This window comes from Microbulbifer sp. NBRC 101763 (assembly GCF_040371615.1).
GTDB classification, from domain to species: Bacteria; Pseudomonadota; Gammaproteobacteria; order Pseudomonadales; family Cellvibrionaceae; genus Microbulbifer; species Microbulbifer variabilis.
The window spans coordinates 1-13,769 of record NZ_BAABQV010000011.1 but is presented as its reverse complement, the minus strand read 5'-3'; the positions used below and the strand labels follow the sequence as shown (position 1 = coordinate 13,769).

The window sequence follows — 13,769 nt, the reverse complement described above, 5'->3', positions numbered from 1 at the left end:
TGATATCGCGCTTAGTTTAGTAAACTGTGACGATATGTATGTTTCCCTGAGTTGATTATAAAAGATTAAAAAATTAATATCTAGAGTTGAAAAATAATTTATTTTATATTGGTTATTTGTGAGAGCATATTTTAAATAAGAAGGAATTTGGTATGTCCAATATAGAAAGTATAAAGCGTGCAATAGAGGCCTACTTGAATAGAGAGGAGACTCCTTACTCAATAATGATTGATGGAGATTGGGGGGTAGGTAAAACACATCTATTTAAAAAAGAAATTGTTCCAATTGTTGGCGACGATGAACATATTTATATATCCCTTTTTGGCCTGGAAACAATTCAAGATATAGATAATGAAATATTTAAATTTATGTCTAGCATTGCTGATTCTGATGAGGGTTTCATTAAAGGCATTCTTAATTCTAGCCCGCAAAATATTGATGATATTAAAGTTGGAGGCCTTGGGTATGCTGTGCAATTTGCTTTTAAAAAATGGAAATCTAGCCGACTAAAAAAAAGTAAATCTCTCATACTCTGTTTCGATGATTTTGAGCGTTGGAAGGGTGATGTTAGAGTGTGTCTTTCTTATATAAATAAGCTTGTGGAGCATGAAAAAGGCAAATGTATAGTCATTGGATCTTTAGATAAACTTGGCAGTGAAAGCAAAAAAAGTATTTTAAATGCTAAAGAAAAAACAATAAGACATATATATAAGTTGGAAGTTAACCCGAGAGATGTAATTTATTCTTCACTTCAGTTGGTTAGTTTTGCAAATTATAAATCTGAGCAGTACATTAAACAGCTTATAACTGAGAATGAGCATAGGATAGTAGATATACTGAAAGGATCAAATTACCAAAACATTAGAATAGTTAGTGATTCAGTGCAATTCTTGGATTACATTTACTGCAACAATGAAGAAGTATTTAATGTAAGTAAGGCGTCAGCTATATCATATTACTGTTGTTTATTGTCCACCTTGATATTATTTAGGAAATACTTATTGGATGAGGATATACAAAGAAGGATTGTCAGTCATGGGGATGATCAAAGTTTTGAAATATTGCATGAAATTGGATATTTTAAAGAAGAAGGAGATTCGAATTATATTGGCAGGGAATCGAAGTATCTTTTGGAGCAAGTCTTTTATAAAGATCCGGAAATAAAACTGGTTGGAATTTTTAGTATTGTTGAAAAAGGTTTTTATTGTGAGAAAGATTTTAAAAATTGTTTTAATTCTTGGAAAGAGACGCAGGCGTTTGAATATTATTTAGATGTTTTTACATACTGGTATATGGAGGATGCTGAGGCTGATAATTTATTTCGGGAAGCGTGCAGGCAGATATTTGATGATAGGTCTGTTAAAAACCCGGTTACTTTGCTTGCTTTTGCGGATCGTGTGATTAATGACATAAAACGCGGGATTTTGAATTTAGAATTTGACAAAACTAAAGAAAGAATTATATCTCTATTCGATGAGCTGTATGAAGATAGAGTTATGGATAGAGTTCCAAAATTAAAGAATTTCATTGATAGTAGCAAGTTCGTATACTCTAAAGAAGTGCTTGAATATGTCTGTAAGCGTCATGAGCAATACATGGCTGATGAAGATATAGCTGATGATACCAAGTTTTGGTGCCTGCTAAAGATGAATCCTCAGAGGTGGCATGAGCTATTTAAAGAATTTAAATATAAGCCAGTCTTTACTTTCTATGATAGTCCTCAAGAGGTGATTGATGGGTTAGAGAACCTTAAGAATAGTGATATTTTTGAATTGACACGAATACTTGGCTCACGATTATCAGATCCAAATTGTTCTGCCGCTTTAAATTTAGAAGAACAGAATTCTGATGATTTGAGTGAGGCTATTTTGAGTAAATACTCGAATAATTTTGGTATTCGATCTGGTCATTTTAAACAATTAGCTCGAATTCTAAAAAACAGAAGTGATAGATACGATTTGAAGTAATAGAATATTATTAAATATGGTGGAGTGGTCAAGCATTTTATATGTTTGACCATAATGTTGAAGGATTTGTGTTGGGGGAAAGTGAAGAAATAATCCGATTTGTTGGTTGTTAATTATTAATTATCTATTTCAAAATTTTCCGCCTATTGCCTTTTCATCCAGAAAAATACTGATTTCCTTATAATCAATACCGTGCCCTGTTTGATAAGACTGCGTAACCCGCTCATCAGTATGCGCCATCACTTGCTGCACTGATTTAACATCATACCCCATACGCTTAAACCGATCTGATGCCAAGCTACGAACTTCGTGGAAGCTGGGTGGTGTTTGGTTTTTAGGTAAGCCTATATAGAGTCCGGTAGCGTTGCGGGCTTCAGTGAACATATCGCTCAGTCGATCAGGGCTTACCTGGCAAACATGCTCTTTAGTTTTTCCTGTGCGGCGTTGCTTGGGTGTGTGGCTCAGTAGGTAGGGGCAGCGAAAGTTTCTAATGCTCAGCTCTTTCGCTCGGTTGATCAGTTTGCCTAGTTGCTGATGTGTCGTCAGGTTAAAGCTTAAGTGGCTGGCTGCGAGGCTATCTCGTTGGGCTTCGGACTTGTTAATTGTTTTACGTAGATGATTGCCCTGAAGGTGCTTATCAAAACGCAGCTCGCAGATATCGGCGCGGCGCATGGTGGTTAGCATACTGATACCCATGGCCAATTGAAGCGCTTCATAACCAAGCTCGTCAGCTTTCTCATAGATGGCCCAGTAAGCCTCCAGGGAGAGGCGCTGCCGTTTCTTGGTGGGCTTCCCTTTTTTCAATAGGCGAGGGCGGTCATCTGCGGTGGTGAAGGGGTTACTATCGAGTTTGCATAAACCCTCCGCCATTAAGTAATTAAAAAATTTATTAAATTCTGCACGGCGTGCGTGCTGTTGATGGTAAGTAAGGGATTCCCACCAATTACGTAGATCAGCCAGTTTGGCTTTGTGTATTGGAATAGCCTCGAAGGCTTCGCCAAACCGCTTTAAGGCGTTGCAGCGGTTGCGCCAGCTGGCTTTGTTGGATAAACGCGGGTCATTCTCCACTCGCCATTCTATATAGCCTATGGCGTGATAGGCGAAGCTTGCTCTATCTGGAACCTTGATCGGTTTGCTTGCTACTTGCTTGCCGCGTTGAGCATTGGCTTGCTCAGCCATTCTTATGGCGTCTTCAAGCGAGGCTGTGAACACTTTATCTCTAAGGTCTGGGCGACGGTAGCGCCAATAGTTCTCACGTCCCCGTGGGTCCGGGTAGAGATTATCGGGTAGTAGAGTGTCGCCCCACATACGGGGCTTTCTGGGTCTGGCCATTTCCTTGCTCGACTGCAGCTTTGTTGGTGTTGTTGTTAGCCTGCCAGCAGGTCTAGTCCGCTTTTAGGCTGTCCATCGTTGATGGCGGTATTTTGAGCTGGGCTTTTGCCGGTGTGATCGCGTATGGCGAATCGGTCGGCATCGACATAGGGTTCCCCGGCAATGATTTGGCCGGGGATATGTTCGGCGGTGATCCATTCAATGATTTTGTCCCTACCAGGGCGAGAGCCTAATTCAAATTGCTCTCTGGCCCAGGTAGTGCCTTTAACTAGCTTACCCACAGGGTAGCCCTCCTTGGCTTATTCAGGTAAAGCTCGTTCCTTTAGTTCACCATTAACAATGCTATAGCTGGTGAATGTATCGGTTTCTTTATCGAAGATTTGTACCCAGTATTTGAAGCGTTTTTCTTTGGCAATTTGCTCTGCTTTTCTCTTTGCTTCTTTTAGGGTTTCTGCTGACTGCCGGAAATCTTTAGCACCACCCATTAGTAAGTTATAACTGCCGCAAAATAGTGCATACCTTTTCATTGGGTTCTCCCATTTTAAAAAGGGGCTCCGTACCGGCAGCCCAAGGATGATTACCTCTGACTGAATGCGCCGGGGCGCGGTTAAATCTTTAGCTGGCCCGGGGGATAGTTCCTTTTTCGATTAAGTCCCGAATCCACACCATGCCTTTCGATGTCACTTTGGTGTTGATATACGGCACCTTCACCGGTCCGCGGTTGTATTCAGCATTTTCTGCAACCAGTAGTCCCTGCTGTACTGCAGTCTTGGTGGGTGAGTTGCGCATGGGTTCATGGCTGTGCAAAAGGTCATTATTTCGCAGCAGTTTCAACAGGTTGTTCCTGCCCATTTCCATCGTTCGGGCGGCTTGAGTGATTGTGAATAGTTTTTCCTTTTTCACGCTGCCTCCTGGTTATCCACAGTTTGTTTTGGGGGCTGACCTTGGATAGCTTCAGAGAGCGCGGCTATCTGCTCGCGCATGCCGTTGATTTGTAACTGCTGGGTTTCTACCGTGGCCATCAGATCTTGGGTGATTTGCAAAAGCTGGGAGAATTCATTCATGGCCTGTGCCTACCACTTTCTTGAACTTTCTTTCCCGGCCTATTGCCGGCTCCCAGTACTTGCAGAGCTGGCAAGCCCAGCCGCGTAATAACAGCTTCCCGTTAAATACTGGCTCTGCGAGTTTTCCACAGTGAGGGCAGCGTATTCTTGGGAGCTGCTGGGCCTGGTTCACGTTGCTCCCTTCCTTTGGGTTTCAAGGTGAGACCACTCGACACAAAGGGTGCGAAACTTTTTCTCGCCATGCGCAATGACGTATTGGGGTTCTTTACCTTGGTAGCGAAGCGTAATTACGTTGAGTGCGTGCTGATAGTTATCCCCATCCAGTAGAGCGAGCTCGGCAACGGGTATCGTGAAATCATTGCTATTCCAGGCTGAAAGCAATACCTGTGCAGCAATTGCACTAGCGCCGGAGTAGCCGTTGGCTACGGTGAGTAGGGCTTCCACACTTTGTTTTGGGCTGAAATTACTCATGCCGCATCACCTCCAAACGGAGACCAATCGTCACCTTCCGTGGGTGTATCCGAAGTTGGTTTGGGCTGTGTGGCTACTGCGTGACGGCCTTTATGAATTGCGGCAACGATTGGCCCGGTACAACCATTTGGGCGTTTGATACCGCGTTGAGTTTGAGCTGTTGGGAGTACATAGACTTTGGCGGTCATACGATGCCCTCGCGGTTATTGCGGGTGCGAATAGTTCGAATAGTGGGGCGGCGTTGGATACGGGTGCGTAATTGCTCCTGTGCATCGGTACCAATACCGCTAAGAACTGAGGCAATTAGGGCGAACTGAATTAATCCGTGCTTTACCGCTTTGGCTACGGCTTCAGTGCTATTGCGGGCATGCAGCTTGTAAAAGCACTCCGCCAGCAAGTTAGTGATATTCGCTACAGAGCACTGCATAGCTTCGGCGGTCTCTTTGTTGGAGAGCCCACGGGCACGATGTGTAAGCGCTTCAGCTTGACGTGGCGCCAATGGCCTTAGATTGCTGGTTGTGTGCATTTTGATGCCCTGTCCTTGGTTTCTTATGCAAATATAGGTATACCATTTTTAAGAGTCAATAGGCATACCTATTATATTTGTTGATGTGGTTGAAATTAGATCGACTATTGATATTCTCAGTGAGCGCTTATCACGGAGGATAAGAATGAAAAAACTAAGACATGCAGTAGTGGGAGTTCTGATGGCAGCTGGCCTTGGTGGTTGTTATGCAGCGAACGAGACGCCAGTGATTATTAGTGAGTACTTTGCTTTAGAGCACCTTTCAACAAAGCAAGAAGTATTGAGTAAGGCGAGGCAGGCTTTGTTGAGGGATGGGTTTCAGATTTTGTCCTCTGATTTAGAGGCGGGTTATATCTCTACATCCCTAAAAAACTGGAAGCTCACGCCGGAACAAGCCAATTGTGGTGCAAATGAGGGCAGGGATTATTTAGAGGATAATTTCACCAAGACAGAAGTTGCCTTTAATGTGGTTGTTGATGATAGGGATGTGATTGTTCGTTCAAATATTCAGGGCGAATACTTACCGGGGAAGCCGGCTCAAGACCTTACTTTGAACTGTGTTTCTCGCGGTGTTATTGAAGTTGAGATGGTCAAAAAGATTCTGTTGTGATTCTTAGCATTCAAAAAGGCCCGCTTGGGCGGGCTTTTTTAGTGATTTACTCGGGGCTGTAAGAACCAATAATTACGCCACAAAACGATATATCTTTACCGGTCACATCCATCGGGGAGTAGGTCGGATTGATGGGGCGTAAATAAATATGGCCCATGTCTTCTGCATAAGTTTTGAAGGTAACTTCGCCATTTAATTTGGCGATAACTCGACAACCATTGATAAGGGCTTTATCAGGGTCAACAAAAATTATGGTACCTTCAGGGTAGGACTTTTGCCCAGGATAGGGGCTGGTCATGCTATCGCCGTTTACACGTAATGCGTAAGTACGATCCGAGTGCTTTGCTGGGCAGGGTATCCAGTCTTCGGCATCTCCAGGCTCGAATATATCGATGGACTCACAAAACTCTCCTGCTTGAACCCAGCTAATCAGTGGCACCCGGCCTTGTATGCGAGGGCCTGGGCTTACGTTGCTTAGAGCACCTGCTTTTTCTGCTGCTTTATCGTGATCCAGTGATCCTAAAGGAAGCTGCAATCCATCTTCTATAGCCCTTGCAACTCTACTGTTGATAGCACGATTTTCAGTAAAAATAGCTTGAAGCTGGCTTTCGAGTTTCGGAAGTTTTTGGGCTAACCCCTCTATTCCGAATTCATTAAGTAGCGGATCCAAATTTTTGCGCCGAACTTCCTCTACTGAGGCATTACGCATTACGCCATTACCAGTAGCGAGCCAAAGGGGATTAACACTGAGGTATAAAGCTATTTGAGTAATGTAGCGTGTGCCATAAGACCTTCCATTCTCTAGCTCTGAATAGGATGGTTGAGTAATACCTACAGCTTCTGCGACCTGCTTCTGTGTCTTGCCGGCAGCTTTTCGGGCCTCTTTGAGCCTGTCCTTTAATTCGGTCACTTGGAAATTCCGTAACGTACTTTGTGAAGAAGTATGTTATAGGTCTACCTATACCATGAAAAACTGGAATACCAGTTGACTGAATATAGGTATACCGATACTCTCCAGGAATGGACAAATCAGATCGGGTCGAAAAAGCCGTCCGAAAGCTGATAGAGCATTTCGGGGGGCAAAAGGATACTGCTAAAGCGCTACGTGTAAGTCAGCCCACTGTCAGTAACTTGCTGCATGGAAAGCATGGCGCATCAGCTGAATTGGCTTTGCGTGCTGAGCTGGTAGCAGGTGGAGTTGTTAGTGCTGTTGATCTCTGCCCGAAGCTTGCTCAGCTTTTTTGTGATGCGGGTCAGCAAGAGACGATAAGAGTCCAGTAAGTAAGCTAGCCGAGCATGAGTTTGCTGGCGAAACCTGAAAAACAATCATTTTCAAATCCCTCTGTTGTGACTTGGTAATTCTGCTGCTTGTGGAGTAGGGCGGTAATCCGGTGCGCTATATGGAAATTTATACAGGAGGTGGGTGGTGAGCTTTGAAGCTGCGGCATGGGCCATTAAACGCAGGACCAGAACACCAACAGCAAAGCTGGTTTTAATCGCGTTGGCCGATTGCCATAACAGTGATACTGGGCAGTGTGACCCGGGCAATGCCTATTTGGCCGATGTTGCGCAATGTACGAAGCGCTCGGTGATTAATGCCATCGAAGAGTTAGAAGTGCTGGGCTACCTGAGCGCCGAAAAATCTAACGGGCGCAGGACCAATTATGACCTTTTTTTACACGTAAACCGATGCAATGATTTCACCGGTGAAAAATCTTCACCGGTGAAAATAAAACACGAACCGGTGAAATCTGTGCACCCAACCGGTGAAAATGACAGCACGCCCTTCTCTATAGAACCAGTAAGAACCAATAAGAAACCAGTAGAGAGAGGCACAGTTCCAAAACGCGCCAACCCCAAACGCGGCACACGCTTGCCTGGAAACTGGGTTCTCACAGAAAAATTCCGCACCGAAGCCCAACGCCTCCGCCCAGACCTGATCCCCCGAATCCACGACATTGCCGAAAGCTTCCGCGATTACTGGATATCCCAACCCGGCCAGCGCGGCGTAAAACTCGATTGGCTCGCCACCTGGCGCAACTGGCTAAAACGCGAGAAGTACTTCGCACCCCAACCCCGGGCGTCAGGGCAACAGCGAACACGAAGTCTCAGCGCAGTAGAAATCGCAACGGATACCAACTGGTAAAACCCAATCACCAAGGAGAGCTCACCATGTGCACAGTCACCATCCCTGAAGCCATCGCAAGGATTTCCACAACCAACCCCAGCAGCCCTCTGGCCGTATTCCGCACCAAGTCCGCTCACCTCGTGGAGGTTGTGTTCGCGAATACGGTGGTTACTCAATTCTGGATAAACCAGGGGCATATAAATTACCTGGGCACGTATCACCGAGACAATCTGCACGCGGCCGAAAGGCGATTTCAGGATTATTACGAGAGCATGCCGAAGGCAGCTTGATGGGGTGTGTGGTTGGTTTTTGGTTGCTTGAAAATTGCTTGGGGGGGCATGACATGAAATTCGAAAGTGCTAGACAAGCGTGGCACGACGCCTTTGATAGCTCCACAGCTGCATTTGATTATGAAGCCATGGGCGGCAGAAGTACGGTTTCCTCAGCTGGGAGAGGGCGAAAAGTTGTAATTCGCGGAGAGGTACAGGGCAGGGCCAACCAAGTTATTTGCCGGGTTGCAGCCCCAGCACTAATTGCGAAAGAAACCCCCGGAGCCAAGGACAGCAGCAACCGTATCATGGATGCCTGCGAAAAGGGCTTGATTCAAGATGTAGTCGCCAAGCTGCGAGCAAGTGATCCACTAGCCTACTGCTGGGGCATGGCCGCCTACGCCCCGCCAGCCTCAAGAGTCAAAGAGCGAGCGGCACTATTGCAATACTTGATGTCTGAGTTTGACCAGTGGGGGGAGCCGCACCCAAGAGAAAAGGTTATCCAGCTGGCGCTATTTTGTATTAATGCGTGTGCACTGCGCGATGTAAATGGTCGATTAATAGACCTAGGCCATGCGCGGACAATTTTAGGATGTGACAAAAAGCGTTGGGATAGGGAGTGGGTAAAAATTTGGAAGCGCCTACAGCGGCGTTTGGACCCATTACCCGCAAGAGCTTTAGGGCCTATTTCTGAGGTTGTGCAGGAGTACAGAGGGCGGCTTAAAGCCGCTTGTTGACAGCTTTGTCCTGAGTAGGTATAAATTCCCCAGAATGCGGTTTTTCCGCTTTGCAGAATAAAACCGGCCTCTGAGCCGGTTTTTTTTACGCTGTTAATTTCTAAATCTATTGAGCGAATGTATGCACATGGAAATATTGGACGTAAAATTCTCATGAACTATTTTTATATAATTTTTTTAATGTTGTTAAGCATAAGCAGTTTAGCTTCTAATGATACTTCCTTCATGGAGGTGAATAATAATTCAAGCCATGAAAAAATCTCGAAGATTGATAGTGCAGACCAGAGCACTAGAGATGAAGCAAGGATGGGTGCTGAATTAGATAATTGTATGAGCTTACTTAGAGATAAAGTAGTAGCTTATGCTTCTAGTCCTAATGGTATGAGTATAGATAAGCTTGTATATAAGGGAAGTCTAGATGATGAGTATAGTGTATCTAGAACACTGAGATCCATAATGAAGAGTGGTGTAGAGGAAATATCCTATTTTACACTAGAAGCTTATAATGCTCGCTATGGAGCTTCTCCTATACCCAATGTAAGAGATGAAATAGAACCAACGCATTTAATTTTTATCAAGCCGAATGGTAATAGATTTTCCAGTGGTTTAAGTTTTCCTGCTGGTCGCTCAGGTGATGTTTGTTATTTCCTTGAACCTGAACTTTTAGTTATTGACTGATATATGTAAATGTTAATGGCGGTTGTCTAAGCGCAAGGATTTTTCAGGATATTTTAAGTTGTTTATCTTAACTCATTTGCGGGGAAGAGTTTTGGATTAGTATTTGAGTTGGAGAAAAAGGGTCAAGAAGCGATTTAAAGTAGTCTGTTGACAGTTTTGTCCTGAATAGGTATAAATTCCCCAGGATGCGGTTTTTTCCGCTTTGCAATAAACCCGGCTCCCCCAGCCGGGTTTTTTCGTTTCTGACTTTCTATTTTCATTGCTCCATCACCTGTACTTGGCAGCGTTCTTGTGGGCGCCTTTTTTTAAGAGGCGTCGTCAATGTTAATTACAGGTAGAAAATTGCTTATAGGTCGGACTGCACCTGTTGGATAAGCTTAATTTCCGGTGCTATGCTTCGACGCCCTTGCTGGCGATGAGTTGCAGGGTAGTTTGAGTCATTTCAGACTTAGCTTGATTGCATGATTTTGGGTCTGAGTTTTTATTAGGAGATGGTATGTCTTTGATAGGTATTTTTAGTCAGGTGAAGAATAGAGTAATGCGGGGAAGTATTGCTTTATTTTTCCTTGTGTCTTCTCAGTTTGTGTTTAGTGAGGGAACAAGAGAAGAGCTTCAGGAGCTTATCGACACCTCATGTCTAAATGATGGATTTGTACGATTAGATAAAGACTATCGTATCAGTCAATCAGTTTATATTAAATGCGACATGGATTCACAGAATAAGACTGTATATGTTGACGATGGCACTATCAAAGCTTTAATTGTAGAGGGGCTTGATAATGCAAAACTTGTTTTGCCGAATGTGATAAATGCGAGTGCTGATCCAGGCAATGGTAAGTGGACTGGCTCTGGTACTGGTATTAGTTTAATTAATATATCCAGTTCGCATATTGAAATCGGTCATGTCAGGAACTTCGATTACGGAGTGACATTGATCGGTAATGAGAAGGGTACAGTTCATAATAATGTCCACATAAGACACTTGGAAAATAATAGAAGAAACCTTGTGTTGTAGCCATGGAATAAAGGCTGGGTCAATCAAAATAATTTTTTCGGTGGTCGATACTCTCATTGGAGTAATGAGGGGTCTGCATTGAGTGATGTTTCACACATTGTCCTTGCTGAGGATAAGCTGCCGGATAGCTTTGGACCACCAAATAACAACAGTTGGTATGGTGCTTCTTTAGAAGGCTCTGTGCCAAAGTATGCTGTTGAGATTAAAGGTACATATAATGCTTTTTATAATTCTCGCTGGGAAAATGTGAATGGCATATGGTTACAAGAGGGATCGTGGGGTAATGTTGTTCATTTTGGGTATGGCGTGGAAAGATTGTTAGATGAAGATCGAGTTGTGGGAGATCTTTCGGTTAATAAGGTGATAAGCGCAGTCTACAAGTAAGATTTTTGTTGAACGATATTTTGAAAGCCGGCTGTATTGGCCGGTTTTTTATATGAGATGAAAAATCTTTAGTTCATGACCTAATCTGGTTTGGCGGCACTCTATGGGGTGCCTTTTTTTGCTTAAATTTTGAGGCTCCATGTTCCAGAACGACTATTTCACAGATGCGGAATTGGCCTGTCGTTGTTGTGGCAAAAACCATTTCAAAGATGAAACGCTCGATCGGTTAATTCTAGTTAGAGAGCGTTTAGGCAAGCCGATGATTATTAATTCCGGTTATCGCTGCCCAGCTCATAACGCCAGATTGAATGCCACTATGACCCATACCACCGGCCAGGCTGTTGATATTTCCGTGTCTGTTGGCGGAGCACACAGGCTTATAAAGATTGCCTTAGAAGAGGGTTTCACCGGTATGGGCGTGAAACAGAAAGGGCCGATCAAAAAGCGGTTTATCCACTTGGATGACCTTGATTCAATTCCTGGCGAGCGCACCCGTCCTACAGTGTGGAGCTATTGAGAGGAGGGCGGTAATATGAGCCAGTCGATTAAAGAGTTATTAAATTTTTAGGTGGCGAGCTAAAAAGCATGGAGTAATTAGAAAAGTATATATTAGCTTTCATGCGGTCGTTGTTGCTTACGACACCTGATTAACTAAATAAACCGGCCACTGAGCCGGTTTTTTAGCATGGAAGTAGTTGCGCTTTGGCCCTTCAGTACTGTGGATCAAGTTGATAGATAGTGCATGACCCGTCAGCATCAGTGTATACAGTTATTTCTCTTTTACCGCTCGCCCAAGAAGCTAGGGCCACTGAGATCATTACTGAATCTTCTTTATTGATTTTCATCAAGTTGTGAGCTGGACTGGCGCAATTAGCTGGGACTCCAGTGTCCAATCTAATCAGTAGCGAGGTTCGGGTACTTGCCATATAGTTCATTGTACCTTTTATAAAATGATCAGCTGAGATTGCAGAAGAACTCGCAACTAACAAAATAAAAAATACGAAGTATTTCCTAAAGGTGTAAATCATACTTATTCCTAATTTTTGTTTCTCAATAGCTAGTTGGAATTGGCTTAAGTTCTTCAAACCACAAGTCCGGTTTATAAGTAGGTACTGCTCTGAGCTTAAGCTAAAGGGGGAAGAATTAGACTGAATTCGGTGGTTACCTGTCAAGACCGCTGTGTTGCTAGCAAATCCCAAATTTTGTCTTTACGTGACTAAAATCCGCTCTGACCATAGACTTTTATACTCCTATATAGCCTTGTGTCTTGCGCACTAAATATCTCACTTTGGAGCTACTAATGATTTCTGCTATTTCCGAATTAATCGGCAAGGTCATAGACAAGGCATTCCCGGATAAGACAGAAGCTAATCGCTTAAAGGCACAGGTGGATTCAAAGTTAATCTCAATGGACCTGGAGGAGCTGAAAGCGGCAACCCAGATAATCACTGCTGAATCAGGGGGAGAATCATGGCTACAAAGAAACTGGCGGCCAGTAACAATGCTCACGTTCGTGGGGCTGATCGTGGCTCAATGGCTGGGGTGGACAGCTCCAAACCTCAGCGAGGACCAGACTCTCGCCCTTCTGGAAATCGTAAAAATCGGCCTCGGTGGTTATGTCGTGGGGCGCAGCGTTGAGAAGGCAACCATTGCCTGGAAGCAGTCATGACACTTCAGGATACCCTAAGAGAATTAGCGGATAAGGCTGGCTATATGACTGCTATTGGTGCGGGAACTTTTGCGGGTTGGCTTGCTAACAACTGGCTTGGCCTTGTTGGTGTGCTGATAGCTGCAGCAGGTTTAATGGTTAATTGGTATTACAACCACAAGCGCTTGAAGCTGCAGGAGCAGCAGGGCGGGGACGATGGAGGTTAGTGTAAAGCTGGATACTTCAAAGTTTGATCGAGCATCTGCTGAATTGAAAAAGCAGTTACCTTATGCCAGTTCGGTAGCCCTAAATAATGTGGCCTTTCGTATACGTGGAGAAGAGCGCTCAGCGATGGGGCGTGTATTTAAAAACCCGGCAAAGTTAACGCTGAACTCTGTATTGGTAAAGAAAGCCACAAAGCGTTCTGGCATTGCCAAAGTCTTTATTCGTGATCAGGTTTCCAACGGAAATGCACCGAGTAAATATCTGGCCCCGTCAGTCATGGATGTGGACCGGAACGACAAGCGCTTTGAGCGTGCCCTTCGGCACATAGGTGTCCTGCCTGCTGGTATGTATGTGGTGCATGGTGAGGCGGCGAGATTAAACAAGCATGGGAATATATCGGTCGGAACCTATAAAAAAATCCTGGCTGAACTACGGGGTAACCCTGGCTCTACAAGTGGGGCAGGTAGTGCGCAGGGTAAGAAGGGGAAATATTTCGTTGGCAAAGTTAGTGGTGTCTTAGGCGTTTGGAAGAGGGCAGGCGGTAAGCGCCGGCCAACGGTTAAGCCCATCCTGATATTCCTCAAAGGCAAACCAGATTACCGCAAGCGTTTCCCATTTATCCGCATTGCCGAAGGCATAGCGCGGCGTCACCTGCCGATTGAACTGGATAAGGCCATGGACCATGCGATTGCGACCGCAAAGAGACGTTGAACGG

22 protein-coding genes are annotated in these 13,769 nt (G+C 44.5%); 13 read left to right on the top strand and 9 right to left on the bottom strand.

The genetic code is table 11. The features are described 5' to 3' along the window. The first annotated feature begins 152 nt into the window (after positions 1–152). Complete coding sequence (locus tag ABWV76_RS21135; RefSeq protein WP_353377161.1) at positions 153–1,967, top strand: P-loop NTPase fold protein; 1,815 nt, start codon at positions 153–155, stop codon at positions 1,965–1,967. A 129-nt stretch (positions 1,968–2,096) separates the two neighbouring features. On the opposite strand, the gene ABWV76_RS21130 is transcribed toward ABWV76_RS21135, so the two are convergent. The 8 genes from ABWV76_RS21130 to ABWV76_RS21095 all read right to left on the bottom strand — a co-directional run bounded on the left by ABWV76_RS21130 (position 2,097) and on the right by ABWV76_RS21095 (position 5,360). Continuing rightward, the gene (locus ABWV76_RS21130; protein ID WP_353377160.1) at positions 2,097–3,299 is read right to left on the bottom strand and encodes a tyrosine-type recombinase/integrase; all 1,203 of its coding nucleotides are present in this window, start codon (positions 3,297–3,299) and stop codon (positions 2,097–2,099) included. Between the two features lie 35 nt (positions 3,300–3,334). Continuing rightward, positions 3,335–3,580: a hypothetical protein gene (locus ABWV76_RS21125; protein ID WP_157533347.1), complete on the bottom strand. Its 246-nt coding sequence runs from the start codon at positions 3,578–3,580 to the stop codon at positions 3,335–3,337. Between the two features lie 18 nt (positions 3,581–3,598). Continuing rightward, the gene (locus ABWV76_RS21120; protein WP_353377159.1) at positions 3,599–3,826 is read right to left on the bottom strand and encodes a hypothetical protein; all 228 of its coding nucleotides are present in this window, start codon (positions 3,824–3,826) and stop codon (positions 3,599–3,601) included. Positions 3,827–3,914: 88 nt separating this feature from the next. Further along, positions 3,915–4,202: a phage antirepressor KilAC domain-containing protein gene (locus tag ABWV76_RS21115; protein ID WP_353377158.1), complete on the bottom strand. Its 288-nt coding sequence runs from the start codon at positions 4,200–4,202 to the stop codon at positions 3,915–3,917. After that, positions 4,199–4,363: a hypothetical protein gene (locus ABWV76_RS21110; RefSeq protein ID WP_020412065.1), complete on the bottom strand. Its 165-nt coding sequence runs from the start codon at positions 4,361–4,363 to the stop codon at positions 4,199–4,201. Before ABWV76_RS21110 ends, ABWV76_RS21115 begins: the two co-directional genes overlap by 4 nt. A 168-nt stretch (positions 4,364–4,531) precedes the next feature. Next, entirely contained in the window at positions 4,532–4,834 is a 303-nt protein-coding gene (locus tag ABWV76_RS21105; protein ID WP_353377157.1) for a DUF7673 family protein, read from the bottom strand. Beyond that, positions 4,831–5,022: a hypothetical protein gene (locus ABWV76_RS21100; RefSeq protein ID WP_353377156.1), complete on the bottom strand. Its 192-nt coding sequence runs from the start codon at positions 5,020–5,022 to the stop codon at positions 4,831–4,833. The genes ABWV76_RS21105 and ABWV76_RS21100 overlap by 4 nt, the downstream gene beginning before the upstream one ends. Further along, on the bottom strand, positions 5,019–5,360 hold the full coding sequence (locus tag ABWV76_RS21095) for a response regulator transcription factor (protein WP_353377155.1): 342 nt from the start codon (positions 5,358–5,360) through the stop codon (positions 5,019–5,021). Before ABWV76_RS21095 ends, ABWV76_RS21100 begins: the two co-directional genes overlap by 4 nt. 145 nt (positions 5,361–5,505) lie before the next feature. Between ABWV76_RS21095 and ABWV76_RS21090 the strand changes: the two genes are divergently transcribed. Then, complete coding sequence (locus ABWV76_RS21090; protein WP_353377154.1) at positions 5,506–5,970, top strand: hypothetical protein; 465 nt, start codon at positions 5,506–5,508, stop codon at positions 5,968–5,970. 46 nt (positions 5,971–6,016) lie between these two features. Here the strand turns inward: ABWV76_RS21090 and ABWV76_RS21085 are convergent, their stop codons facing one another. Beyond that, positions 6,017–6,880 (bottom strand): helix-turn-helix domain-containing protein, encoded by an 864-nt coding sequence (locus tag ABWV76_RS21085; RefSeq protein WP_020412071.1) that lies wholly within the window; start codon positions 6,878–6,880, stop codon positions 6,017–6,019. Between the two features lie 110 nt (positions 6,881–6,990). Here ABWV76_RS21085 and ABWV76_RS21080 point away from each other — a divergent pair, with 110 nt between their 5' ends. The 11 genes from ABWV76_RS21080 to ABWV76_RS21030 all read left to right on the top strand — a co-directional run bounded on the left by ABWV76_RS21080 (position 6,991) and on the right by ABWV76_RS21030 (position 13,765). Then, positions 6,991–7,251 (top strand): transcriptional regulator, encoded by a 261-nt coding sequence (locus ABWV76_RS21080; RefSeq protein ID WP_020412072.1) that lies wholly within the window; start codon positions 6,991–6,993, stop codon positions 7,249–7,251. Between the two features lie 145 nt (positions 7,252–7,396). Further along, entirely contained in the window at positions 7,397–8,116 is a 720-nt protein-coding gene (locus ABWV76_RS21075; RefSeq protein ID WP_353377153.1) for a helix-turn-helix domain-containing protein, read from the top strand. Between the two features lie 26 nt (positions 8,117–8,142). Further along, positions 8,143–8,388: a hypothetical protein gene (locus ABWV76_RS21070; protein ID WP_353377152.1), complete on the top strand. Its 246-nt coding sequence runs from the start codon at positions 8,143–8,145 to the stop codon at positions 8,386–8,388. 53 nt (positions 8,389–8,441) lie between these two features. Further along, complete coding sequence (locus tag ABWV76_RS21065; RefSeq protein WP_353377151.1) at positions 8,442–9,104, top strand: hypothetical protein; 663 nt, start codon at positions 8,442–8,444, stop codon at positions 9,102–9,104. Positions 9,105–9,257: 153 nt separating this feature from the next. Next, positions 9,258–9,782 carry a hypothetical protein gene (locus ABWV76_RS21060; protein WP_353377150.1) on the top strand — a complete coding sequence of 175 codons (525 nt, stop codon included), beginning with the start codon at positions 9,258–9,260 and terminating at the stop codon, positions 9,780–9,782. A gap of 496 nt (positions 9,783–10,278) precedes the next feature. Further along, positions 10,279–10,797: a hypothetical protein gene (locus ABWV76_RS21055; protein ID WP_353377149.1), complete on the top strand. Its 519-nt coding sequence runs from the start codon at positions 10,279–10,281 to the stop codon at positions 10,795–10,797. A gap of 78 nt (positions 10,798–10,875) precedes the next feature. After that, positions 10,876–11,181 (top strand): hypothetical protein, encoded by a 306-nt coding sequence (locus ABWV76_RS21050; RefSeq protein WP_353377148.1) that lies wholly within the window; start codon positions 10,876–10,878, stop codon positions 11,179–11,181. Positions 11,182–11,320: 139 nt separating this feature from the next. Further along, a complete protein-coding gene (locus ABWV76_RS21045; RefSeq protein WP_353377147.1) occupies positions 11,321–11,698 on the top strand; it encodes a D-Ala-D-Ala carboxypeptidase family metallohydrolase in 378 nt (125 codons plus the stop codon). Positions 11,699–12,481: 783 nt separating this feature from the next. After that, a complete protein-coding gene (locus tag ABWV76_RS21040) occupies positions 12,482–12,850 on the top strand; it encodes a 3TM-type holin (protein WP_353377146.1) in 369 nt (122 codons plus the stop codon). Then, positions 12,847–13,056, top strand: coding sequence for a holin (locus tag ABWV76_RS21035; protein WP_353377145.1), 210 nt, complete (start codon positions 12,847–12,849; stop codon positions 13,054–13,056). The genes ABWV76_RS21040 and ABWV76_RS21035 overlap by 4 nt, the downstream gene beginning before the upstream one ends. Continuing rightward, entirely contained in the window at positions 13,046–13,765 is a 720-nt protein-coding gene (locus tag ABWV76_RS21030) for a hypothetical protein (protein WP_353377144.1), read from the top strand. The genes ABWV76_RS21035 and ABWV76_RS21030 overlap by 11 nt, the downstream gene beginning before the upstream one ends. Positions 13,766–13,769 lie beyond the last annotated feature (4 nt).

Excerpts from the sequence above, each read along its gene's own strand:
- ABWV76_RS21060 (WP_353377150.1), top strand. The coding sequence starts at position 9,258 with ATGAACTATTTTTATATAATTTTTTTAATGTTGTTAAGCATAAGCAGT.
- ABWV76_RS21090 (WP_353377154.1), top strand. The coding sequence starts at position 5,506 with ATGAAAAAACTAAGACATGCAGTAGTGGGAGTTCTGATGGCAGCTGGC.
- ABWV76_RS21040 (WP_353377146.1), top strand. The coding sequence starts at position 12,482 with ATGATTTCTGCTATTTCCGAATTAATCGGCAAGGTCATAGACAAGGCA.
- ABWV76_RS21135 (WP_353377161.1), top strand. The coding sequence starts at position 153 with ATGTCCAATATAGAAAGTATAAAGCGTGCAATAGAGGCCTACTTGAAT.
- ABWV76_RS21120 (WP_353377159.1), bottom strand. The coding sequence starts at position 3,826 with ATGAAAAGGTATGCACTATTTTGCGGCAGTTATAACTTACTAATGGGT.
- ABWV76_RS21030 (WP_353377144.1), top strand. The coding sequence starts at position 13,046 with ATGGAGGTTAGTGTAAAGCTGGATACTTCAAAGTTTGATCGAGCATCT.
- ABWV76_RS21080 (WP_020412072.1), top strand. The coding sequence starts at position 6,991 with ATGGACAAATCAGATCGGGTCGAAAAAGCCGTCCGAAAGCTGATAGAG.
- ABWV76_RS21105 (WP_353377157.1), bottom strand. The coding sequence starts at position 4,834 with ATGAGTAATTTCAGCCCAAAACAAAGTGTGGAAGCCCTACTCACCGTA.
- ABWV76_RS21055 (WP_353377149.1), top strand. The coding sequence starts at position 10,279 with ATGTCTTTGATAGGTATTTTTAGTCAGGTGAAGAATAGAGTAATGCGG.
- ABWV76_RS21035 (WP_353377145.1), top strand. The coding sequence starts at position 12,847 with ATGACACTTCAGGATACCCTAAGAGAATTAGCGGATAAGGCTGGCTAT.
- ABWV76_RS21095 (WP_353377155.1), bottom strand. The coding sequence starts at position 5,360 with ATGCACACAACCAGCAATCTAAGGCCATTGGCGCCACGTCAAGCTGAA.
- ABWV76_RS21100 (WP_353377156.1), bottom strand. The coding sequence starts at position 5,022 with ATGACCGCCAAAGTCTATGTACTCCCAACAGCTCAAACTCAACGCGGT.
- ABWV76_RS21065 (WP_353377151.1), top strand. The coding sequence starts at position 8,442 with ATGAAATTCGAAAGTGCTAGACAAGCGTGGCACGACGCCTTTGATAGC.
- ABWV76_RS21045 (WP_353377147.1), top strand. The coding sequence starts at position 11,321 with ATGTTCCAGAACGACTATTTCACAGATGCGGAATTGGCCTGTCGTTGT.
- ABWV76_RS21130 (WP_353377160.1), bottom strand. The coding sequence starts at position 3,299 with ATGGCCAGACCCAGAAAGCCCCGTATGTGGGGCGACACTCTACTACCC.
- ABWV76_RS21070 (WP_353377152.1), top strand. The coding sequence starts at position 8,143 with ATGTGCACAGTCACCATCCCTGAAGCCATCGCAAGGATTTCCACAACC.
- ABWV76_RS21110 (WP_020412065.1), bottom strand. The coding sequence starts at position 4,363 with ATGAATGAATTCTCCCAGCTTTTGCAAATCACCCAAGATCTGATGGCC.